The sequence below is a fragment of the Nitrosomonadales bacterium genome (genome assembly GCA_016716325.1).
GTDB lineage: Bacteria > Pseudomonadota > Gammaproteobacteria > Burkholderiales > Gallionellaceae > Gallionella.
In genome coordinates this window covers 1,538,779-1,560,696 of sequence record JADJWO010000001.1, presented here as the reverse complement: position 1 = coordinate 1,560,696, position 21,918 = coordinate 1,538,779, and the positions used below count along the sequence as shown (strand labels likewise).

Annotated in this window: 23 protein-coding genes; all 23 read left to right on the top strand. The window is 53.9% G+C overall.

What is annotated here, in order from left to right; translation table 11 throughout:
* Window positions 1-95 precede the first annotated feature (95 nt).
* Complete coding sequence (gene rpmH / locus IPM27_07460) at window positions 96-230, top strand: 50S ribosomal protein L34 (GenBank protein ID MBK9161389.1); 135 nt, start codon at window positions 96-98, stop codon at window positions 228-230.
* Window positions 211-582 (top strand): ribonuclease P protein component, encoded by a 372-nt coding sequence (rnpA, locus tag IPM27_07455; GenBank protein ID MBK9161388.1) that lies wholly within the window; start codon window positions 211-213, stop codon window positions 580-582. The genes rpmH and rnpA overlap by 20 nt, the downstream gene beginning before the upstream one ends.
* Window positions 567-776 (top strand): membrane protein insertion efficiency factor YidD, encoded by a 210-nt coding sequence (gene yidD, locus IPM27_07450; GenBank protein ID MBK9161387.1) that lies wholly within the window; start codon window positions 567-569, stop codon window positions 774-776. Before rnpA ends, yidD begins: the two co-directional genes overlap by 16 nt.
* Window positions 777-790: 14 nt before the next feature.
* Window positions 791-2,449 (top strand): membrane protein insertase YidC, encoded by a 1,659-nt coding sequence (gene yidC / locus IPM27_07445; protein ID MBK9161386.1) that lies wholly within the window; start codon window positions 791-793, stop codon window positions 2,447-2,449.
* Window positions 2,430-3,779: a tRNA uridine-5-carboxymethylaminomethyl(34) synthesis GTPase MnmE gene (mnmE, locus tag IPM27_07440; GenBank protein MBK9161385.1), complete on the top strand. Its 1,350-nt coding sequence runs from the start codon at window positions 2,430-2,432 to the stop codon at window positions 3,777-3,779. Before yidC ends, mnmE begins: the two co-directional genes overlap by 20 nt.
* A gap of 86 nt (window positions 3,780-3,865) precedes the next feature.
* A complete protein-coding gene (mnmG, locus tag IPM27_07435; GenBank protein ID MBK9161384.1) occupies window positions 3,866-5,767 on the top strand; it encodes a tRNA uridine-5-carboxymethylaminomethyl(34) synthesis enzyme MnmG in 1,902 nt (633 codons plus the stop codon).
* On the top strand, window positions 5,764-6,399 hold the full coding sequence (rsmG, locus tag IPM27_07430) for a 16S rRNA (guanine(527)-N(7))-methyltransferase RsmG (protein MBK9161383.1): 636 nt from the start codon (window positions 5,764-5,766) through the stop codon (window positions 6,397-6,399). The genes mnmG and rsmG overlap by 4 nt, the downstream gene beginning before the upstream one ends.
* On the top strand, window positions 6,396-7,199 hold the full coding sequence (locus tag IPM27_07425) for a ParA family protein (GenBank protein ID MBK9161382.1): 804 nt from the start codon (window positions 6,396-6,398) through the stop codon (window positions 7,197-7,199). The genes rsmG and IPM27_07425 overlap by 4 nt, the downstream gene beginning before the upstream one ends.
* Window positions 7,192-8,043: a ParB/RepB/Spo0J family partition protein gene (locus IPM27_07420; GenBank protein MBK9161381.1), complete on the top strand. Its 852-nt coding sequence runs from the start codon at window positions 7,192-7,194 to the stop codon at window positions 8,041-8,043. The genes IPM27_07425 and IPM27_07420 overlap by 8 nt, the downstream gene beginning before the upstream one ends.
* A gap of 2 nt (window positions 8,044-8,045) precedes the next feature.
* Entirely contained in the window at window positions 8,046-8,543 is a 498-nt protein-coding gene (locus tag IPM27_07415) for an ATP synthase subunit I (protein MBK9161380.1), read from the top strand.
* Window positions 8,536-9,399, top strand: coding sequence for a F0F1 ATP synthase subunit A (gene atpB, locus IPM27_07410; protein ID MBK9161379.1), 864 nt, complete (start codon window positions 8,536-8,538; stop codon window positions 9,397-9,399). The genes IPM27_07415 and atpB overlap by 8 nt, the downstream gene beginning before the upstream one ends.
* Before the next feature lie 50 nt (window positions 9,400-9,449).
* A complete protein-coding gene (gene atpE / locus IPM27_07405; protein ID MBK9161378.1) occupies window positions 9,450-9,692 on the top strand; it encodes a F0F1 ATP synthase subunit C in 243 nt (80 codons plus the stop codon).
* A gap of 53 nt (window positions 9,693-9,745) precedes the next feature.
* A complete protein-coding gene (locus IPM27_07400; GenBank protein ID MBK9161377.1) occupies window positions 9,746-10,216 on the top strand; it encodes a F0F1 ATP synthase subunit B in 471 nt (156 codons plus the stop codon).
* Window positions 10,217-10,221: 5 nt separating this feature from the next.
* Window positions 10,222-10,755 carry a F0F1 ATP synthase subunit delta gene (locus tag IPM27_07395; GenBank protein ID MBK9161376.1) on the top strand — a complete coding sequence of 178 codons (534 nt, stop codon included), beginning with the start codon at window positions 10,222-10,224 and terminating at the stop codon, window positions 10,753-10,755.
* A 30-nt stretch (window positions 10,756-10,785) separates the two neighbouring features.
* Window positions 10,786-12,327 carry a F0F1 ATP synthase subunit alpha gene (locus IPM27_07390; protein ID MBK9161375.1) on the top strand — a complete coding sequence of 514 codons (1,542 nt, stop codon included), beginning with the start codon at window positions 10,786-10,788 and terminating at the stop codon, window positions 12,325-12,327.
* Window positions 12,328-12,398: 71 nt separating this feature from the next.
* Complete coding sequence (gene atpG / locus IPM27_07385; GenBank protein ID MBK9161374.1) at window positions 12,399-13,265, top strand: F0F1 ATP synthase subunit gamma; 867 nt, start codon at window positions 12,399-12,401, stop codon at window positions 13,263-13,265.
* A gap of 52 nt (window positions 13,266-13,317) precedes the next feature.
* Window positions 13,318-14,739, top strand: coding sequence for a F0F1 ATP synthase subunit beta (gene atpD, locus IPM27_07380; GenBank protein MBK9161373.1), 1,422 nt, complete (start codon window positions 13,318-13,320; stop codon window positions 14,737-14,739).
* An 18-nt stretch (window positions 14,740-14,757) separates the two neighbouring features.
* Window positions 14,758-15,183 (top strand): F0F1 ATP synthase subunit epsilon, encoded by a 426-nt coding sequence (locus IPM27_07375; GenBank protein MBK9161372.1) that lies wholly within the window; start codon window positions 14,758-14,760, stop codon window positions 15,181-15,183.
* Window positions 15,184-15,283: 100 nt separating this feature from the next.
* A complete protein-coding gene (glmU, locus tag IPM27_07370) occupies window positions 15,284-16,636 on the top strand; it encodes a bifunctional UDP-N-acetylglucosamine diphosphorylase/glucosamine-1-phosphate N-acetyltransferase GlmU (GenBank protein MBK9161371.1) in 1,353 nt (450 codons plus the stop codon).
* Window positions 16,637-16,798: 162 nt separating this feature from the next.
* Window positions 16,799-18,622 carry a glutamine--fructose-6-phosphate transaminase (isomerizing) gene (gene glmS / locus IPM27_07365; protein ID MBK9161370.1) on the top strand — a complete coding sequence of 608 codons (1,824 nt, stop codon included), beginning with the start codon at window positions 16,799-16,801 and terminating at the stop codon, window positions 18,620-18,622.
* A gap of 407 nt (window positions 18,623-19,029) precedes the next feature.
* Entirely contained in the window at window positions 19,030-19,323 is a 294-nt protein-coding gene (locus IPM27_07360; GenBank protein MBK9161369.1) for a BrnT family toxin, read from the top strand.
* A complete protein-coding gene (locus IPM27_07355) occupies window positions 19,292-19,600 on the top strand; it encodes a hypothetical protein (protein MBK9161368.1) in 309 nt (102 codons plus the stop codon). The genes IPM27_07360 and IPM27_07355 overlap by 32 nt, the downstream gene beginning before the upstream one ends.
* Before the next feature lie 540 nt (window positions 19,601-20,140).
* The gene (locus tag IPM27_07350) at window positions 20,141-21,841 is read left to right on the top strand and encodes a ShlB/FhaC/HecB family hemolysin secretion/activation protein (GenBank protein MBK9161367.1); all 1,701 of its coding nucleotides are present in this window, start codon (window positions 20,141-20,143) and stop codon (window positions 21,839-21,841) included.
* The last annotated feature ends 77 nt before the right edge of the window (window positions 21,842-21,918 follow it).

Sequence of the window (21,918 nt, the reverse complement as noted above, 5' to 3'; positions counted from 1 at the left end):
CAAAAACTTATCCACAGGTAAAAAACCAAATTATGCTTGACAGGCCTGCCGTAAGGCTTTGTAATACCGCGCTTTGAGAAAATGGGATTAATACTATGAAACGCACATATCAACCTTCTGTTACCCGAAGAAAGCGTACACACGGATTTTTGGTTCGTATGAAAACACGCGGGGGCCGTGCTGTAATCAATGCACGTCGTGCCAAGGGCCGTGCAAAACTCGCAGTTTAGTATCCGCGCAAAACTTTCTGCCGCACAACGGCTGTTGCGCAAAGACGGCTTTAATCATGTAATCAAGTCTGAAAACATTGCTGGCAGTTGCTACAAGGTTTTTTTCACGCGCAACAAAGGGAAAAGTGCCAGACTTGGAATAATTGCGGGGAAAAAAACCATTCCCAGCGCAACCAATCGAAACAGGGCCAAGAGAGAAATTCGGGAAACGTTCCGTCAGCACAACATAAGGTTCTGCAAGCTGGATCTGGTTGTGTTGGTAAGGCCTGCCTATATTCAAGGGCTGAACAAGCGAGATGAAAATTTAATAAAGCTGTTTGGCTTGGTTGAAAACAGATGCGAAAAATCGTAATCAAGCTGATACACGGCTATCAATATCTGATCAGCCCACTACACCCACCAACCTGCAGATTTGCTCCCAGTTGTTCACATTATGCTTGTGAGGCCATATCAAAGCATGGACTAATCAGAGGTGCTTGGTTAAGCGTTAAAAGATTGTTGCGTTGTAACCCCTGGCATCCTGGTGGATATGATCCAGTACCATAACTTAGGTTTGAATCATGGACTTACAAAGACTATTCTTGTTTCTAATTTTTACATTCTCGCTTGCCTTGGTTTGGGATGGCTGGCAACGCTATCAATATCCTGATCAATATGTTCAGGAAAGCGAGAGCGCCAATAAAAAAACAGAAAATCAAAAGGTTGTACCATCTGGTGAATTGGGGCACACCATCATAAGCCAGCAGTCGGCTGTGGTTCGGCAATCCGCCCAACAGGAAAGCGAACAAATAATTCACGTTAAAACAGACACACTGGAAGCTGAAATCAGCACCATTGGGGGCGATATAAGTTATTTAGCGCTATTGGAGCATCCCGATGGTTTGGATAAGAACAAGCCAATGGTGATATTTCAGCGCGGTGAGGGCACCCACAATTATGTCGCGCAAAGCGGTTTGCTTGGAACGGGGTTGCCTAACCACACCAGCGCATTCATTCCTGAACAATACCAATACGAACTTGCTGAAAACGCAGAACAAATCCGGGTTCAGCTTAAATCCGTGGGTGGCGCACTAGAAGTTTCTAAAACGATTACCTTTTATAAAGGAAGTTATCTATTGGGGGTTTCCTACGAAGTGAACAATGTGGGCCCATCGCCGATAAAGGCAAGTAGCTATTTTCAGTTAATCAGAAACAGCGTGGCTCCAGAGGGCAGCTCGAAACTTTTGCCTACTTATATTGGTGCCGCCGTATACACAGATAAGGAAAAATTCCAGAAAATTCAATTCGAGGATATTGAGAAGGGGAATGCCGAATACGCCAAGCAGGCGGATGATGGTTGGATAGGTATTTTGCAACACTATTTTGTTGCGGCTTGGTTGCCTAGTGATAATGGCACACATGAGAATTTCACACGGAAATTGAGCGGTGATCAATATGCTGTGGGATACATTTCACCCGAAGTAACTGTTGAATCAGGACAAAAAACACAAATAGAATCCAAGCTTTATGTTGGGCCAGCAAAAACAGATTTAAACCAAATTGCACCAGGCTTGGGTTTAACAGTAGATTACGGTTGGCTAACAATTATAGCTACCCCAATATTTTGGGTAATGTCGCTATTAAATGATTGGGTTCACAATTGGGGCGTTGCAATTATATTGCTTACCGTTTTGATTAAACTGGTATTTTTCCCCCTTTCTGCGGCCAGTTATCGTTCGATGGCGAAAATGCGCGTAGTTGCGCCCAAGCTGGAAAAAATCAAACAACAATACCCGGATGACAGAGAGCAGCTAAATCGCGCCATGATGGATTTGTACAAGAGTGAAAAAATAAATCCTTTGGGCGGATGTTTGCCGGTATTGATTCAAATCCCTGTATTTATTGCATTGTACTGGGCAATACTGTCAAGCGTTGAAATGCGTTATGCGCCGTTCTTCGGATGGATTACCGATCTTTCCGCAGCAGACCCATATTACGTATTACCGGTAATAATGGGGGCGAGCATGATTATCCAGATGCGCCTGAATCCCACACCACCAGATCCATTGCAAGCAAAGGTGATGCAGATTATGCCCATTGCCTTCAGCATAATTTTCTTCTTCTTCCCGGCGGGGTTGGTACTGTATTCCATTGTCAACAACCTTCTTTCCATCGGTCAACAGTGGTATATCACCCGTGCTGCCGAAAAGGAAAATAAAGGTGCTACCACGAAACGCTGACATTATTGCTGCCATCGCCACGGCGCAAGGGCGGGGCGGAGTGGGGATAGTAAGAATATCTGGTTGTGACCTCAAAGCGCTGTCATGTGGAATTTTGGGCAAGCTGCCCGCGGTACGCCAAGCCACATACAGTAATTTTATTGATGGAAATGGCGATATCCTGGATCAGGGTATCGCCTTATATTTTTCAGCCCCCCATTCATATACCGGAGAAGACGTTCTTGAGCTGCAGGGGCATGGAGGACCCGCCGTATTACAACTGTTAATACAGCGTTGTTTGGCATTGGGTGCGCGCCTGGCGCAGCCAGGAGAATTTACCCGCCGCGCCTTTCTAAACGGCAAGCTTGATCTGGCACAAGCCGAAAGCGTCGCCGACTTGATAAATGCCAATACCAGCGAGGCGGTACGCAGTGCCGCGCGCTCATTGCGCGGAGAATTTTCTGCGGTCATTCACGGCTTGGTGGATGAGTTGATTCATCTACGCATGCTGGTTGAAGCCATGTTGGATTTTCCAGAGGAAGAAATAGACTCTATTGATATTGAGCAGCGAAATGCACAGCTGGATCACCTCCAGGCCAAGCTTCAACATACGCTGGAAACAGCAAGACAGGGTAGCTTGCTACGCGAAGGCGCATATATAGTTATTGCAGGACAACCCAATGTTGGAAAATCCAGTCTGCTAAACCGACTAGCCGGAGAAGATGTGGCTTTGGTCAGTGATGTGCCGGGCACTACCCGCGATGTCATCCGCCAGGCAATACAGATTCATGGGGTTCCTTTACATATTATGGACACAGCCGGATTGCGCGAATCCCGGGATGTGGTGGAGAGCATGGGAATTGAGCGCACTCACCAGACTTTGCGGAAAGCGGACCTAATACTAATGTTGCTGGATGCAAGCCAAGGCGTGTCAGAATACGACAAGTCCATTCTGGATTGCCTGCCTGCCGATATTCCGCGGATGCTTGTATTCAACAAGGCGGATTTGTTAAATAAAGAAACAGCGCAACACCTGGAAAGTGGCAAACCACCATCAATATGCGTTTCAGCCAAAACCGGTGAAGGGTTGGAGGAGTTGCGCGGCAGCCTATTAAAGGCAATAGGGTGGAGCGATCTGGAAAGCGGTGTATTCATGGCGAGAACCCGGCACCTTCAAGCCCTGTTGCTGGCGCAAATCCATTTGAGGCAAGCTCAATCCGTAATTGCCAGCGCAGAGTTGTTTGCGGAAGAATTGCGTCTGGCTCAGCGGGCGCTGAATGAAATTACGGGCGAATACACCCCTGACGATTTGCTTGGGGAGATTTTCAGTAGATTTTGCGTCGGAAAATAAGCTGGATGTGTTTCACGTGAAACAACCCGTTTGGGGTTCTTGGGGCTGTGATGTATGATGCGCGTCCTTTCCGGAACAGCGATAACATGAAATTTCCAGATGTATTCGATGTGGTGGTGGTGGGCGGAGGACACGCTGGCACTGAAGCCGCTTTGGCCAGCGCGCGCGCTGGTGGCAAGACATTGCTGCTTAGTCATAACATCGAAACGCTGGGACAAATGTCGTGCAATCCATCCATTGGGGGTATAGGCAAGGGGCATTTGGTCAAAGAGATTGATGCGCTTGGGGGCGCAATGGCCGCAGCAACCGACGAAAGCGGCATACAATTTCGTGTCCTGAACTCAAGCAAGGGCCCCGCCGTGCGCGCCACCCGCGCACAGGCTGACCGCCTGCTTTACAAACAGGCGATACGATCCCGTTTGGAAAATCAGCCCAATCTCTGGCTGTTTCAGCAGGCAGCAGATGACCTGCTGATTGAGCAAGCGCGGGTGTGTGGCGTTAGAACCCAACTTGGGTTGCGCTTTAACGCTAAAACCGTGGTGCTGACAACCGGTACATTTTTGTCTGGATTAATCCATATTGGACAGGCAAGTTATCAGGCGGGACGCGCCGGCGATCCGGCATCCATCAGCCTGGCTCATCGTTTGCGCGAAATGAAGCTCCCGGTGGGGAGACTAAAAACGGGCACGCCGCCACGCATTGATGGCCGAACCATCGATTATTCAGTTATGCAGGAGCAACAGGGAGACAGGCCTGTACCTGTATTTTCCTTTATGGGCGATGCCGCTCAGCATCCAAGGCAATTGCCATGCTGGATCACCGAAACCAATTCATATACTCATGACATCATTCGTGGCGGGTTGGATCGTTCGCCATTGTTTACCGGCGTAATTGAGGGGGTTGGACCGCGATATTGCCCGTCTATCGAAGACAAGGTCACTCGCTTTGCCAGCAAGTCCTCGCATCAGATATTCCTTGAGCCAGAAGGATTGACTACGCACGAGGTCTATCCAAATGGCATCTCCACCAGTCTGCCATTCGATATCCAGCTTGATTTGGTGCGCTCCATCAAGGGGTTGGAAAGCGCGCATATCCTGCGTCCAGGATATGCAATCGAATATGACTACTTCGACCCGCGCGGGTTAAAAAACTCGCTGGAAACAAAGGCAATCGAAGGCCTGTTCTTTGCCGGGCAAATCAATGGAACTACCGGGTACGAAGAGGCCGCCGCGCAAGGCTTGTTGGCGGGAATCAATGCATCATTACAGGCGCGCGATCAAGAAGCGTGGTATCCGCGACGTGACGAGGCATATTTGGGGGTGATGGTGGATGACCTGATAACATCCGGCGCATCGGAGCCTTACCGCATGTTCACCAGTCGTGCGGAATATCGCTTACAACTGCGCGAGGATAATGCGGATTTAAGATTGACCGAGATTGGGCGCAGGTTGGGAATCGTAGATGATGAGAGGTGGCAGGCCTTCGAGCGGAAGCGAGAATCCATTGCCCGCGAGCAGGAGCGGTTGCGGAGCATATGGGTGAATCCACGCAATTTGCCCGCAGAAGATGCAATTAGAGTGCTAGGCAAGCCCATTGAACGCGAATATGCTCTTTATGAGTTGTTGCGACGCCCGAATGTCAGTTATGCCAGCCTGTTGACCCTGCCCGGCGCCGGTATTGAAATTGCCGACGGAATGGTCTCGGAGCAAGTGGAAATACAGGCAAAATATCATGGATATATTGAACGGCAGCGCGATGAAATTGAGCGCAACGAACAATATGAAATGTTGGCTTTGCCGGACAATTTTGATTACCAAGAGGTGCGCGGACTATCCATTGAGGCGCAGCAAAAACTTAATCAGCACAAGCCCGAAACGGTTGGGCAGGCAGCGCGCATTTCCGGCATCACCCCGGCGGCAATTTCCCTTTTGCTGGTGCATCTAAAGCGGGGCTTTCATGATAACCGGCCGGGCAAGAAGCGCGCGTGACTAACAACAAAGAATTGCAGGAAGGAATTGAAAGACTGGGGATTCCCCTGAGCGCAGATATGCAGGATAAGTTGCTGGAATATCTTGCATTGCTGCAGAAATGGAACAAGGTTTATAACCTGACGGCAATCCGCGACCCCCGGCAAATGGTGAGCAATCACTTGCTGGATAGCCTTGCGGTAGTGCCGCATTTATGGCCAAGACGATGGCTGGATGTTGGTTGTGGAGCCGGCTTTCCGGGGCTGGTGCTGGCAGTCGCCAAGCCCGATTGGCAGTTCACTTTGCTGGACAGTAGCAGTAAAAAAACCAGTTTTGTGCAGCAGACAATTATCGAGTTGGAATTGAAAAACGCAGCGGTTTATTGTGATCGGGTGGAAACGTTCCAGGCACAGGACAGATTCGATGGAATTATCTCGCGAGCATTTACTGAATTGGGTGATTTCTTGCGAATCACGAGACACCTTATTGCCCCACATGGTCATTGGGCTGCAATGAAAGGTTTGGTTGAACGGGAATTGGCGGGTGTGCCGGACGATTGCATGGTCGAACGCACCATCCCATTAAAGGTTCCCGGACTGGAAGCTACGCGTAATCTGGTAATTGCAACATGCAAGGGGAGAAGAGCAGGATGACGAAAATACTGGCTGTTACCAACCAGAAGGGGGGGGTCGGGAAAACCACCACAACGGTGAATCTTGCGGCCAGCCTTGCGGCAGCCAGACAACGCGTGCTGCTTGTCGATCTTGATCCGCAGGGGAATGCGACCATGGGAAGCGGTATCGACAAGCGGGATTTGCGGGGCAGTGTTTATGATGTGCTGCTGGGGAGCAAGTCCATAGTCGAGGTCAAGGTATATTCAGAGAGCGGGAAATACGATGCTTTGCCAGCCAACCGGGATTTGGCGGGAGCGGAAATCGAGTTGGTAGATATTGCTCATCGCGAAATGCGCTTGCGTAACGCGCTGAAGAATATCGAATCCGAATATGATTATGTGTTGATCGATTGTCCGCCGGCATTGAACTTATTGACACTGAACGGCCTGTGCGCCGCCAGATCGGTGATGATACCGATGCAGTGCGAATACTACGCACTGGAAGGCTTGAGCGATTTGGTTAATACCATCCGCAAAGTACGGGCCAACCTGAATCCGGAATTGGAAATCGAGGGATTGTTGCGTACCATGTTCGACCCGCGCAACACGCTCGCACAACAAGTCTCGGAACAATTACAAGAGCATTTTGGCAGCAAGGTCTATCGAACCGTCATTCCGCGCAATGTGCGCTTGGCGGAAGCACCCAGTTATGGTGTGCCGGCGCTGTACCACGATAAATTATCCAAAGGGACCCGGGCGTATCTGGCTTTGGCCGGGGAATTATTGAACAACGCGGCCCAACATAACATGGCAATATCAGAGGAAACAAAAAATGACTAAACCAAACAGGGGATTGGGACGCGGACTGGATGCCTTATTGTCCAGCGGGAAGAGCGAAAAAGACGAGGTGATGCGCGACTTGAATGTAGCCATGCTGAAGCCAGGGAAATACCAGCCGCGATCCCGGATGGATGAAGCTTCTCTGAATGAACTGGCGGCATCCATCAAAACGCAGGGAATCATGCAACCCATCCTGGTGCGTCAACTTGCCGATGGCAGTCATGAGATTATTGCTGGTGAACGACGTTGGCGTGCAGCTCAACTGGCTGGGTTGACCCACGTGCCGGTATTGGTGCGCAGCGTCGCCGACAATGTGGCGCTGGCAATGGCGCTGATCGAGAACATTCAGCGCGAGAACCTGAATCCGCTGGAAGAAGCCATCGGAATCCAGCGGCTGATCGATGAGTTCAAAATGACCCACCAGGTTGCAGCCGAAGCGGTTGGACGTTCGCGCAGTGCGGCCAGTAACCTGCTCAGATTGCTTAAGTTACCCCAGGCCGTGCAGGAAATGCTGATGGAAAACAAGCTGGACATGGGGCATGCGCGTGCGCTGTTGTCGCTGGAAGGGGTGCAACAAGTACTATTGGCCAACAAAATAGTACTGGAAGGCCTTTCGGTGCGAGAGGCGGAAAAACTGGTACAGCAGCAAGGCGAAAACCCCTCCGCCAAGGTGCCCGGCAAGAAGACACACAAAACAGATCGTGATACGCAACGGTTACAAGAAGAGACTAGCGCCCGACTTGGTGTTCACGTCGAGATCAAGCCGAATAACAAAGGCGGCGGCAAGCTTGTCATCGAATATGCCAACCATGAACAACTTGACGGATTTTTATCGAAACTTTGAGAATGGCAAATGAGGTGACAAAGCAGCATAGCAATCCACTGCGGCAATGTTTGACACCTCTGACAAACGCCGCTATCATCGCGGCGCTCATACAAGCCGAGGCACAAGAAAAAAATCGAGCGTGGCGAGTGACGAAGCTGCAGATTCTCGTCACAATATTCGCAGGAAGCATGGCCTATGGCAGTGGAGCAACGCCGCAATCAGTGATAGCGGTGCTGAGCGGGGGAGGAGTTTCGGTTCTCAACAGTGCATTGCTGGCTTGGAGAATGTCCCGAGTAAACCAGCACACTGCCCATGATGCACAACATCAATTACGGCTAATGTATTTCTACGCTGCCGAGCGTTTTTTAGTGGTAGTGGCGTCGCTAGGGGTTGCCATGGCGACATTGAATTCACCGTTTGCGGTACTGGGCGGTTTTATAACAGGTCAAACGGCGCTGATGCTGGCCCGGTTGTTTATGAATATCAAAACTGAAGATAGCGACCAAGAAAATGTCTAGCGAAGCGCATACATCTGCAGAATACATCAAGCATCACCTCCAAAATCTGACTTACGGTAAATTGCCCGACGGCAACTGGGGCGTCGCTCACAGTTCGGAAGAAGCTCAAGCCATGGGTTTCTGGGCGCTCAATCTTGATACATTCATCATGTCACTGTTACTGGGCGCGCTGTTCATGTTCGCTTTCCGCAGTGTCGCAAAAAGTGTCGTATCGGGAGTACCGGGAAGTCTGCAGAATTTCTGCGAATGGTCGGTCGAATTTGTCGACAGCAGTGTGCGCGGCTCATTTACCGGCAAGAATAAAATGGTGGGCCCGCTGGCGCTAACCATCTTCTTCTGGGTGTTCATAATGAATCTGATGGACCTGATCCCGATCGATTATGTTCCATTGTTGATGAGCGCACTGGGCGTTCCATTCTTCAAGGTTGTCCCATCCACCGATCCCAATGCCACTTTCGGAATGGCAATAGGCGTCTTTCTGCTGGTGCTTTATTACAGCGTCAAAATGAAAGGTGTCGGCGGCTTTCTGGGTGAGTTGACGTTGCAGCCGTTTGGCAAGTGGGGTATGCCGGTCAACTTGTTGCTGGAAGGCGTCAATTTGATCGCCAAGCCGATTTCTCTCGCCTTGCGTCTGTTCGGCAACATGTATGCCGGGGAAATGATCTTTATCCTGATCGCATTGATGGGTGGTGCATGGGCCGGTTTCTCGGTCGGCAATGCAACACTATACGGATCGCAGATTCTGTTATCGCTGGGCTGGGCGATATTCCACATCCTGATCGTGACCTTGCAGGCGTTCATTTTCATGACGTTGACAGTCGTTTATCTGGATATGGCGCATCAGGAACATCATTAAGATTCGCGAGTTTTCACAACTTTAACTTTTATCAACAGGAGAAATAGAAAATGGAAATGACAACTGCTAGTGCACTGCTGTACGTTGCCGGGGCGCTGATGATGGGTCTGGGTGCGCTTGGCGCAGCCGTTGGTATTGGTATTCTGGGTGGTCGTTTTCTGGAAGGTGCTGCCCGTCAGCCGGAGTTGATTCCGATGCTGCGCACCCAGTTCTTCGTGGTGATGGGTCTGGTTGATGCGGTTCCAATGATTGCTGTTGGTATCGCGATGTACGTTCTGTTTGCGGTGGCGTAATAAGTTACTCTCTACTGTAAGAGACAACGCATAATTCAAGAAAGGAAGCTTGCATGAATATCAATGCAACTCTTCTCGCCCAGACCATCATGTTCGCACTGTTCGTGTGGTTCTGCATGAAGTTTGTCTGGACACCCATCATGGCAGCGCTGGAAGAGCGGCGCAAATTGATTGCAGATGGACTGGCTGAAGCAGAACGTGCAAAACATGATCTCGAACTGGCAGCCAAGCGATCCGCAGAGATTCTGCGGGAAGCCAAGGAAAAGGCCGGAGAAATCATTGCTGGCAGTGAAAAACGCGCCAGCGAAATCGTTGAGGCAGCCAAGGAACAGGCCAAGATCGAAGGCGAGCGCATTATTACTGGTGCCAAGGCTGAGATCGAACAGGAAGTATTCCGCGCCAAGGAGCAATTACGCATGCAGGTTTCTGCGATTGCGCTGGCTGGCGCCGGAAAGATTCTTGGACGTGAGATTGATGCCAAAGCGCACAATGATCTGCTCGATAAACTTGCCGCGGAACTCTGATTGCCATGTCTGAAGCCATAACCACAGCGCGGCCCTATGCTCAAGCCGCATTCGAAGAGGCGCAAAAGCTATCCGACCTTAAAGGTTGGTCGGAAATGCTAAGGTCACTTGCAGAAGCAGTAAATTATCCAGAGATTCGCACCGTGATAAGTAGCCCGCGAGTACCAAAGGATAAGAAGGGCCTCTTGATGGCCGATCTGCTGGGCGGCAAACTTGAGCCACAGCAATTGAATTTCGTCCGGGTTCTGGCGGATAACCAGCGTTTGCAGGTCTTACCCGAGATTGCCGCAGCATTCGAAGCGCTCAAATTCGAAGCTGAGAAAAGCATGGATGTGGTGGTGGACTCGGCGTTTGAATTGTCTGTGGCGCAACAAGACAAGATAGTCAATTCGCTGAAGAAGCGCATGGGCCGGGAAATCAAACTGACCTGTAAAGTCAACAAAGAATTGCTGGGGGGCGTAGTGATTCGCGCCGGAGACAAAGTCATTGATGGTTCAGCACTAACTCGTCTCAGCGAGATGGCAAACACCCTAGCCTGATAAAGAATTATCAAGAATAAGGAAATTCAGATGAAGCTCAACCCCTCCGAAATTAGCAATTTGATTCGCAGTCGCATCGAGAATTTCGAGGCACTGACCCAGGCGCGCACCGAAGGTACGGTGGTTAGCGTAACCGATGGTATTGTCCGTGTGCATGGTCTGTCCGACGTGATGCAAGGCGAAATGCTGGAATTCCCCGGCAACACGTTCGGTTTGGCCCTGAACCTTGAGCGCGACTCAGTTGGCGCCGTGATCCTGGGTGAATACGAACACATCACTGAAGGCAACACGGTCAAATGTACCGGTCGCATCCTGGAAGTGCCGGTCGGGCCGGAACTGCGCGGACGCGTAGTGAATGCTTTGGGTCAGCCCATTGACGGCAAGGGCCCGGTCAACAGCAAGATGACTGACAAGATTGAAAAGGTCGCGCCGGGCGTGATCGCGCGTAAGTCCGTCGACCAGCCAGTGCAAACCGGACTGAAATCGATTGACTCGATGGTTCCGGTAGGCCGCGGCCAGCGCGAACTGATCATCGGCGACCGCCAGACGGGCAAAACCGCCGTTGCGGTCGACACCATCATCAACCAGAAGGGTCAGGACATGACCTGTATCTACGTTGCGGTGGGTCAGAAAGCTTCTACTGTTGCCAACGTGGTGCGCAAGCTGGAAGAGCATGGTGCGATGGAATACACCATCGTTGTTGCCGCTACCGCCTCCGACTCCGCAGCGATGCAGTTCCTGGCGCCATATGCGGGTTGCACGATGGGCGAATACTTCCGCGATCGCGGCGAAGATGCGCTGATCGTATATGACGACCTGACCAAGCAAGCCTGGGCGTATCGTCAGATTTCCCTGCTGCTGCGTCGTCCGCCTGGCCGTGAAGCTTATCCCGGCGACGTGTTCTACCTGCATTCCCGCTTGCTGGAGCGTGCAGCGCGAGTGAACGCTGACTACGTCGAAGCCTTTACCAATGGCGCCGTTAAAGGCAAAACAGGCTCTTTGACCGCCTTGCCCGTGATCGAGACCCAGGCGGGTGACGTATCCGCGTTCGTTCCGACCAACGTGATCTCCATTACCGACGGCCAGATCTTCCTGGAGGCCGACCTGTTCAACGCAGGTATCCGCCCCGCGATCAACGCCGGCGTATCGGTATCCCGTGTAGGTGGTGCGGCACAGACCAAAGTCATCAAGAAACTGGGTGGCGGCGTACGTCTGGCTTTAGCGCAATACCGTGAACTTGCAGCATTTGCCCAGTTTGCTTCTGATCTGGACGAGTCCACCCGCAAGCAACTGGAGCGTGGCCGCCTCGTGACAGAGCTGATGAAACAATTGCAATACTGCCCGCTGTCGGTCGCTCAAATGGCCGTTACTCTGTTTGCAGTGAACAAGGGTTACTTCGATGACGTTCCTGTAGCCAAGGCGCTGGCCTTCGAGTCGGCTCTGCATAGCAATCTTGGAGCGAACAAAAAATCGCTGATGGATGCGATCGAGTCGAGCAAAGACCTCTCGGCAGATAACGAGAAATTGTTGATGGCTGCGATCGAGGAATTCAAGGCAACGGCAGTTTACTGATAAAACAACAAGCCATCCCACCAGGCAATCTGAAATGGTTGCCAAGTGGTTGGTTATAAGCGGGAGAGATCATGGCAGGCAGCAAAGAAATCCGCACGAAGATCAAGAGTGTCGAAAACACTCGCAAGATCACGCGCGCGATGGAAATGGTGGCCGCAGCAAAAATGCGCAAAGCGCAGGAACGCATGCGTGCCGCCCGTCCATATGCCGAGAAGATACGCAACGTTGCCGCGCACCTGTCGCGCGCCAACCCGGAATACAAGCATGCATTCCTGGTCAAACGCGAAGCGATCAAGAACGTCGGCCTTATTGTGGTGACTTCCGACAAGGGCTTGTGCGGCGGATTGAATACCAATGTACTGCGTCTCGTGGTGAGTCGCATGAAGTCATGGGATGAAGAAGGCAAGGGGATCATTGTCTGCCCAATCGGGAACAAGGGTTTCAGCTTCATGGGCCGCGTAGGCGCCAAAGTCAAATCCCATCTGACCGGTCTTGGCGATGTACCGCATATGGAAAAACTGATCGGCGCAGTGAAGGCCATGCTGGATGCGTATGTTGCCGGCGAGATCGATGCGATCCACCTGAGCTATAACCACTTCGTCAACACGATGAAGCAGGAACCGCGCATCGAGCAGTTGCTTCCGCTGTCCGGGGAGCAAATAGGCAAGGCCAGCGGTACATGGGACTATATCTACGAGCCGGATGCCAAGCCGGTTATAGACGAGCTTCTGGTGCGCTATATCGAATCCCTGGTGTATCAAGCTGTCGTGGAGAACATGGCTTCCGAACAGAGTTCGCGAATGGTGGCTATGAAGGCCGCCTCGGACAATGCGAAGAACGTCATCAGCGAACTCAAGCTTGTGTACAACAAGGCACGCCAGGCAGCCATTACCAAGGAAATTTCGGAAATTGTCGGTGGCGCGGCCGCGATCGGTTGATACCAGCACGGTTAACGAATTCAGAATTAATTTTTAGACGGGGAATCTCAAAATGAGTCAAGGAAAGGTTGTTCAATGTATCGGCGCGGTGGTTGACATCGAATTTCCACGCGACAAAATGCCCAAGGTTTACGAGGCGCTGAAATTGGCGGACGCGGATAACGCAACCGTTGAAGCGGGCCTGACTTTCGAGGTCGAGCAACAATTGGGCGACGGCGTTGTGCGTACCATTGCAATGGGATCATCCGACGGTCTGCGTCGCGGCATGCTGGTTAACGCCACCGGAAGTGCAATCAAGGTTCCCGTCGGCATGGGTACGCTGGGCCGCATCATGGACGTGCTGGGCCGCCCCATTGATGAAGTGGGTGAAATCAAATCCGACGAATTCCGCGAAATCCACCAGAAGGCACCTAAATTCGACGAACTGTCCCCGTCTGTCGACCTGCTGGAAACCGGCATCAAGGTGATCGACCTGGTTTGTCCGTTCGCCAAGGGCGGCAAGGTCGGTCTGTTCGGCGGCGCCGGCGTGGGCAAGACCGTGAACATGCTGGAACTGATCAACAACATCGCCAAACAGCATAGCGGCCTGTCGGTATTTGCCGGCGTGGGTGAGCGCACCCGCGAAGGCAACGACTTCTATCACGAAATGACCGATGCCGGCGTCATCGACAAGGAAGACTTCACCAAATCCAAGGTTGCGATGGTGTTCGGCCAGATGAACGAACCGCCCGGCAACCGTCTGCGCGTGGCGCTGTCCGGTCTGACCATGGCTGAAAAATTCCGTGACGAAGGCCGCGACATCCTGTTCTTCGTGGACAACATCTACCGTTACACCCTGGCCGGTACCGAAGTGTCCGCACTGCTGGGCCGTATGCCATCCGCGGTGGGTTACCAGCCGACACTGGCCGAAGAAATGGGCCGTCTGCAAGAGCGTATCACCTCCACCAAGGTTGGATCGATCACTTCCATCCAGGCCGTATACGTTCCTGCGGATGACTTGACCGACCCGTCTCCGGCAACCACCTTCCTTCACCTCGACTCCACCGTCGTGTTGAGCCGTGACATCGCCTCGCTGGGTATCTACCCTGCGGTCGATCCGCTGGACTCCACTTCCCGCCAGCTGGATCCGCTGGTCGTGGGCGAAGAGCACTACGGCGTTGCCCGTAAGGTTCAGGCAACTCTGCAGCGCTACAAGGAACTGCGCGACATCATCGCCATTCTGGGCATGGACGAACTGGCACCGGAAGACAAACTGGCCGTAGCTCGTGCGCGCAAGATCCAGCGTTTCCTGTCGCAGCCGTTCCATGTGGCCGAAGTGTTCACCGGAGCGCCTGGCAAATACGTGACGCTGAAGGACACCATCAAGGGGTTCAAGGGCATTGTAGACGGCGAATACGATCACCTGCCGGAGCAAGCGTTCTACATGGTTGGCGGCATCGAAGAAGCGGTCGAAAAAGCCAAGACACTGCAATAATCAGGAATGGGGGCAACCGTGGCAATGACCGTACATCTAGACGTGGTAAGTGCAGAAGAATCCATCTTCTCGGGGCTGGCCGAATTCGTCGTCGTTCCGGGACAGATGGGTGAGTTGGGCATTTACCCGCGTCACGTCGCACTGCTGACGCGCATCAAACCGGGAGCGGTACGCATCAAGCGTCCGGACCAGGAGCAGGAAGAGCTGATCTACGTTTCGGGCGGCATGCTGGAGATCCAGCCCGATGTCGTAACCGTTCTGGCCGATACCGCGATCCGCGGTCACGATCTGGATGAAGCCCGTGCACTGGAAGCCAAGCAGGCCGCAGAAGAGGCGATGAAGAACCGCACTTCCGACATCGACTACGCGGCAGCTCAGGCCGAGTTGCTGGAAGCGATCGCCCAATTGCGTGCCATCCAGCAAATGCGCAAGAACGTACATTGACGGATATCTGTACACCCGAACAAAAAGGCAGCTTCGGCTGCTTTTTTGTTGTGCGGGCGATATACTTCATCATCTCTGAAAAGCCCCGCATATGAGCGACCTGAATATCGTCATCCTCGCTGCCGGTAAAGGCACGCGCATGCATTCCGACAAACCCAAGGTGTTGCACGCCCTGGCCGGCAAGCCACTGGTGCAGCATGTGCTGGATTGCGCAAGTCGGTTCCACCCCAGAAAAGTTTGTGTGATCTACGGACACGGCGGCGAAGCCGTACCACAGGCGATGCGCCGATACGAGGCTGAATTCATCATTCAGGAACCCCAGCTCGGCACGGGCCATGCAGTGCAACAAGCCGTGCCGCATCTTGGCGATGAAGGCCGGACGCTGGTGCTATATGGCGATGTACCGCTGATCCAGCCCGGCACCCTGCACCAGATGCAGCAAGCGGGAGAGGGTCTGGTGCTGCTTACCGTCAATCTCGACAATCCTGCGGGCTACGGACGCATCGTTCGGGACGAGCAGGGCGACGTGCAATGCATAGTGGAAGAAAAGGAAGCAACTCCCGAACAGCGTGACATCCGGGAAGTGAACACAGGCATCCTGCTTGCACCGACAAAAATGCTGCGCGGCTGGCTGGCAAGTTTGAGCAATGACAATGCGCAAAGTGAGTACTACCTGACCGACATCGTCGGCATGGCAGTCCGGCAGGGCATCCCGGTACACACCGTACAGCCTGCACAGGAATGGGAAATACACGGCATCAATAGCAAGGCACAGCTGGCGGAATTGGAACGAACCTGGCAGAAGGTCGAAGCGGATCGCTTGCTCGCACACGGAGTGACGCTTGCCGATCCGGCGCGCCTCGACGTGCGCGGCAAGCTGGTCTGCGGGCGCGACGTCGAGATCGATATCGGCTGTGTTTTCGAGGGTGACGTGGCGTTGGGAGACAGGGTGAGAGTGGGCGCTTACAGCGTCATCCGCAATGCAAGCATTGCGCGGGATACGCAGATCGCGCCATACAGCCACATCGACGACAGCCAGATAGGCGCCGCTTGCCACATTGGCCCTTATGCGCGGTTGCGGCCCGGGACCAGGCTGCATGATGACGCGCATGTCGGCAATTTCGTCGAGATCAAGAACAGCGAGATCGGTCAGGGAAGCAAGGCCAACCACCTCAGTTACATCGGCGACAGCACGGTAGGTCGACGCGTCAATGTCGGAGCCGGAACCATCACCTGCAACTACGACGGCGCGAACAAACACCGCACCATCATCGAGGACGATGCGTTCATCGGCTCGGATACGCAACTGATCGCACCCGTTACGGTGGGCAAAGGCGCAACCATCGGTGCAGGTTCGACCATCAGCCGCGATGCACCAGAAGGGGAGCTGACCCTGTCGCGCAGCAAACAGACAACCATCAAGGGCTGGAAACGGCCGGCGAAGAAAAAATAAAGCAGGCTGGTAACACATGCGTCATTCCCGCGCAGGCGGGAATCCAGCAAAAAATACTCCGCGAAGCGGACAAAACAGCAACGCTGTCCCGCTTCGCGGGAAATCATTTAATCATCTGGATTCCCGCTTGCGCGGGAACGACGGCACGAAGGAGTTTAGGCAATGTGTGGAATCGTAGGTGCCATCGCGCAGCGGAATGTCGTGCCGATCCTGCTGGAGGGATTGCAACGTCTGGAATATCGCGGTTATGACTCCGCCGGCCTCGTGGTGGTACGCGATGGCAGGCTGGAACGCGTGCGCAGTACCGGGCGGGTGGCCGAACTGCGCGAACGTAGCGCCGCAACGGAAGGGCAACTCGGCATAGCGCATACCCGCTGGGCGACGCACGGCGTGCCGAGCGAGCGCAACGCGCATCCGCACATGAGCCGCGACCACATCTCCGTGGTGCATAACGGAATCATCGAGAACTACGAAGAGCTGCGCACCCGCCTGACGGCAGCAGGATATGAGTTCACCTCCGACACCGACACCGAGGTCATCGCACACCTGATCCACAGCCATTTTTCAAGCAGATCCCTGCTGGCTGCAACCCGGGCCGCCCTGGCCGAACTGGTGGGCGCGTATGCCATCGGCGTGGTTGCCTCCGATGACCCGGACCGCCTCATCTGCGCGCGACGCGGCAGCCCGTTGTTGCTGGGCGTGGGGGAGGGCGAGTATTTCATCGCATCGGATGTATCCGCGCTACTGCCAGTGACGCGCAAAGTGGTCTATCTGGAAGAAGGCGACGTCGTCGAGCTGGAACGTCCCGGCTACCGGATATTCGATGCGACGGGTGAACAGGTCGAGCGTCCCGTCCAGCTGAGCGAGCTGAGCAACGAAAGCGTCGAACTCGGCCTGTATCGTCACTACATGCAGAAAGAGATCCACGAGCAACCACAGGCATTGGCGAATACGCTCGAATCGGTATGCAACAGCCAATCGCTGGTGCCGGGTATCTTCGGCGCGGAAGCGGCCGCGACGCTGGCGGACATAGACAGCATCCTGATCCTGGCCTGTGGCACCAGCTACCACGCCGGACTGGTGGCGCGCTACTGGCTGGAAGATATCGCCGGCATCCGCTGCAACGTGGAGATCGCCAGCGAATATCGTTACCGAGTCAGCGTGCCCAACCCGAAGTCGCTGGTAGTCGTGGTCTCGCAATCAGGCGAGACCGCCGACACCCAGGCGGCGCTCAACCATGCCAAGGCACAAGGACACACACACACGCTGGCGATCTGTAACGTACCGGAGAGCGCGCTGGTACGCTCATGCAAGCTGCGCCTGCTGACCCGCGCGGGACCGGAGATCGGGGTGGCCTCCACCAAAGCCTTCACTACACAGCTTGCCGCATTGTTCCTGCTGACCCTGGTGCTGGCCAAGACGCGTGGCCGCATGACCGCACAGCAGGAGCAGCAACACCTGCATGAATTGCGTCATCTTCCCAGCGCGACACAAAAGGTACTGGAACTGGAGCCACAGATCGCCAAACTTGCCGAACAGTTTGTCGACAAACATAACGCGCTTTTCCTGGGGCGCGGCTTGCATTATCCGATCGCGCTGGAAGGCGCGCTCAAACTCAAGGAGATATCCTACATCCACGCCGAGGCATATCCGGCAGGCGAACTGAAGCATGGCCCGCTGGCACTGGTGGACAAGAACATGCCGGTCATCTCGGTGGCGCCGAACGACGCGTTGCTGGAAAAGCTCAAATCCAACCTGCAGGAAGTGCGCGCGCGCGGCGGCGAACTGTATGTATTCGCGGACGCGGAAACACATATCAAAGAGGCGGACGGCATCCACATCATGCAGATGCCGGAACATGCCGGTTACCTGAGCCCGATCCTGCACACCCTTCCGCTGCAACTGCTGGCCTACTACGTCGCATTGCAAAAAGGCACCGATGTGGACAAGCCCCGCAATCTTGCCAAGTCGGTCACTGTCGAGTGACCGGCTGGGCGCGGGACTTGCGGTGAAGACTCTTGTACCCGGAGGGTTGCGCAGCAAGTTAAGCCCGAAAGGGCGGTCGGAACCACAAGCCTTGCAACTTGGCTAAATCCGTCACGGTTGAGTGATGGATTTAGTGCGCGGTTTACGGCGGAGGCTCTTGTACCCGTAGGGTGAACGTGAGTGTAACGAACGTTAAGGTGCAGCGCACCGGCCAAAGCCACAAGCCAGAAGAAGTTGCAGGAGCCCGGCTTGCCGGGTGATGCGCAAACTGTCGAGTGACCGGCTGGGCGCGGGGCTCGCGGTGAAGACTCTTGTGGCCGTAGGGTGAACGTGAGCGCAGCGAGCCTCGTTATAGCTTTCCATATTGCCGTATGGCTTTTTGTATGGACTAATGCTACTCTGCACCCATGGCTGAAACTCGCTTTGATTGGGATCCCGACAAGGACGCCGAAAATCAGGGGAAGCATGGAGTCTCCTTCTCACGTGCCCAATACGCCTTTGCGGACCCGCAGCGCGTGATAGCCAAAGACGAGGCACACAGCCAGACCGAAGAGCGGTTCTATTGCTTTGGCGAAGTTGACGGCGGTGTGCTCACGGTGCGGTTCACTTACCGCGCTTCGGTTATTCGAATCATCGGCGCCGGTTATTGGCGCAAAGGAAAGGCGATCTATGAGCGCGAAAACGAACAAGGCCGAAACTAAAATCAAATATACCGATGAACCCCTTGGCAAGGTTCAGGTGGTTTCAGACTTCCTCCCCTCGCCGGCCGAATTGGCATTTCGTGAAGAAGGTGTGAAAGTAACTCTGGCCCTGAGCAAGAAGAGCATCGAGTTCTTCAAGTCGGAGGCCTCAAAGCATCACACTCAGTACCAGCGCATGATTCGCCGACTTCTCGACGCTTATGTTGATGGTCAAGCCCCAACCCGGCAGTCCACACGGACGCTGCGCGATAAAGATAAAGCCGCGCAGCGCCGATGACCTCTAAGTCGTCATTCCCGCGCAAAGGGGTAAGCAGGCAAGCCGCATAGCGGTTGCTCGCAAAGCGGGAATCCAGCAAGAAAAAATGCATTTTCATTAAACCCACTGGATTCCCGCTTGCGCGGGAATGACGCGGCTATTACTTCACTCGACTTCATTTCTGATCGTCTTGTCCTGATTTATGGAAGGCTCAATAGGCCGAACTATCTATGCATTTCGGCATATATGGCCAAAATGCAAAATAGCCTACTATGTGTCCGGGAGACCGGACAGGGATTTGTAGATCGCGACTGCCATGTATAAAGAATCGAGAAGATGGGCGATAACGATAAATAGGGACGCTTTGGTTGACACCCCGCAAACGGCTGGGTTAGCATCGCGCACCGTTGAATGTTTTATAGTGGTATAGATGCGTCTGTTTAGTGATTTGAAATTCCCAACTAAAACAAAGTTGATTTTTATTTGAGTTAAACCGGATTCGCAGATTGAGATCCGGATCGATATTGCGCGCAGGAAATTTAAAGTAAAAGGGGTGGAAAAATGCGACAAGAATTCTGGCAATTGAACAAGCTTGCCACGACTGTGTTATTGGTGATGTGCAGTGGCATGGCAATTGCCCAGCCGGACGCAGGTAGTCTGCTTGAAAGTCAAAAGGAACCATCGCAGCCACCCAAGCCCGCGCCGGATATCAGCATCGAACAGCCGGCGCCCCCTGCGTTGCCCGAGACGGCGGGATTATCGGTAAACGTCACCGCATTCAAGATCAGTGGTAACACCGTATTCGCCGAAGGCGATCTGTTGCCGCTCATCGCATCCTACGTTGGCAAAGAGCTGACCTTCGACGAACTGCAAGAGGCGGCGAATGTCCTGACTGCCCATTACCGCAAACACGGCTATTTCCTCGCGCATGCCTACCTGCCCAAGCAGAACATCAAGGACGGCACGGTCGAGATCGTGATACTCGAAGGTCGCGTGGGTCAACCCAAGCTGCACCTCAACGAAGGTGCGCGTCTTTCCGAATCCGTGGCACAGGGGATCGTCAACCAGATCGAGCCGGGCCAGTTGATCAACGAGACCGGTCTGGAACGTCCGCTCCTGCTGCTGAGTGATATGCCGGGCGTAAAAGTCAAATCGACACTGGCGCCCGGTAGTGAAGTCGGCGCCGCCGATGTGCTGGTGGATGTGACGGATACCGGGAACTTCGTTACGGGTGACGTCGGGGTCGATAACGGCGGCAACCGTTTTACCGGCGAATACAGATTGAACGGTGGCGTGAGCGTCAACAACCCGACCGGACTGGGTGATGTGCTGACGGTGCGCGGCACGAACTCGGATTCGGGCGGAATGAAACTGGGCCGCGTCTCCTACACCATCCCCGTATTTTCGCAAGGCACCAAGATCGGCGCCGCCTACACCGACCTGAACTATCGGATAGGCAAGGATTTCGCAAATCTGGGGGCGCATGGTCGTGCCGGCGTGTTCGACGGCTTCGTGCAACATCCTTTCATCCGTTCGCGCAACCTCAACGTGTTCGGCCAGCTCGGCTACACCCAGAAAAGACTGCAGGACGTGATCGACTCCATCGCGGCATCCAGCGAAAAGAAAACCACGGCAACGGCATTGGGTGTCGGTGGCGATTCTCGTGATGAACTGGCTGGCGGCGGGCTGAACACCTTCAGCCTGTCCTATACGGTCGGCCAGCTTGATATCAAGACCGCGACCGACCTCGCGGCTGACCAGGGTGCGACCGGCTACAAGACCAACGGCAACTACGAAAAGCTCAATTACGGTGTGGGACGTCTGCAAAGCCTGGGCGAGAACCTGGCGTTGTTCGGCAACCTGAGCGGCCAGCTCGCTTCGAAGAACCTCGATTCTTCCGAAAAATTCTCGCTGGGCGGACCAAGTGGCGTACGTGCCTACCCGGTGGGAGAAGAGCCTGCGGACGAAGGTTACATCCTGACCGGCGAAGTTCGTAAGACCTTCGGCGAACCCCTGCTGGGCGGAGAGTTGATGGCATTCGGCTTCGTCGATGTGGGACATGCGCAGGCACACAAGCAAGCGTTGCCTACCGACACCAATCTCAAACGCGATCTCAGCGCCTATGGCGTGGGCATAAGCTGGGGCGAGACGGCGAACTACATCGTGCGCGCCACCCTGGCATGGAAGGGCAGCAACAACATGCCGACTTCCGACGTGGATCGCGATCCACGCATGTGGTTCTATGTATCCAAATGGTTCTAGGGAATGTTCCATTCCGGCAGATGCCGGGATGCAGTCATCAGATATAACGGCGACGTAATAACGCAATATTGAGGGGT

Bases quoted from the DNA above. Each gene is read 5' to 3' on its own strand.
- rpmH (MBK9161389.1), top strand. From the start codon at position 96: ATGAAACGCACATATCAACCTTCTGTTACCCGAAGAAAGCGTACACAC.
- yidD (MBK9161387.1), top strand. From the start codon at position 567: ATGCGAAAAATCGTAATCAAGCTGATACACGGCTATCAATATCTGATC.
- yidC (MBK9161386.1), top strand. From the start codon at position 791: ATGGACTTACAAAGACTATTCTTGTTTCTAATTTTTACATTCTCGCTT.
- mnmG (MBK9161384.1), top strand. From the start codon at position 3,866: ATGAAATTTCCAGATGTATTCGATGTGGTGGTGGTGGGCGGAGGACAC.
- IPM27_07425 (MBK9161382.1), top strand. From the start codon at position 6,396: ATGACGAAAATACTGGCTGTTACCAACCAGAAGGGGGGGGTCGGGAAA.
- IPM27_07420 (MBK9161381.1), top strand. From the start codon at position 7,192: ATGACTAAACCAAACAGGGGATTGGGACGCGGACTGGATGCCTTATTG.
- IPM27_07415 (MBK9161380.1), top strand. From the start codon at position 8,046: ATGGCAAATGAGGTGACAAAGCAGCATAGCAATCCACTGCGGCAATGT.
- atpB (MBK9161379.1), top strand. From the start codon at position 8,536: ATGTCTAGCGAAGCGCATACATCTGCAGAATACATCAAGCATCACCTC.
- atpE (MBK9161378.1), top strand. From the start codon at position 9,450: ATGGAAATGACAACTGCTAGTGCACTGCTGTACGTTGCCGGGGCGCTG.
- IPM27_07400 (MBK9161377.1), top strand. From the start codon at position 9,746: ATGAATATCAATGCAACTCTTCTCGCCCAGACCATCATGTTCGCACTG.
- IPM27_07395 (MBK9161376.1), top strand. From the start codon at position 10,222: ATGTCTGAAGCCATAACCACAGCGCGGCCCTATGCTCAAGCCGCATTC.
- IPM27_07390 (MBK9161375.1), top strand. From the start codon at position 10,786: ATGAAGCTCAACCCCTCCGAAATTAGCAATTTGATTCGCAGTCGCATC.
- atpG (MBK9161374.1), top strand. From the start codon at position 12,399: ATGGCAGGCAGCAAAGAAATCCGCACGAAGATCAAGAGTGTCGAAAAC.
- atpD (MBK9161373.1), top strand. From the start codon at position 13,318: ATGAGTCAAGGAAAGGTTGTTCAATGTATCGGCGCGGTGGTTGACATC.
- glmS (MBK9161370.1), top strand. From the start codon at position 16,799: ATGTGTGGAATCGTAGGTGCCATCGCGCAGCGGAATGTCGTGCCGATC.
- IPM27_07360 (MBK9161369.1), top strand. From the start codon at position 19,030: ATGGCTGAAACTCGCTTTGATTGGGATCCCGACAAGGACGCCGAAAAT.
- IPM27_07355 (MBK9161368.1), top strand. From the start codon at position 19,292: ATGAGCGCGAAAACGAACAAGGCCGAAACTAAAATCAAATATACCGAT.
- IPM27_07350 (MBK9161367.1), top strand. From the start codon at position 20,141: ATGCGACAAGAATTCTGGCAATTGAACAAGCTTGCCACGACTGTGTTA.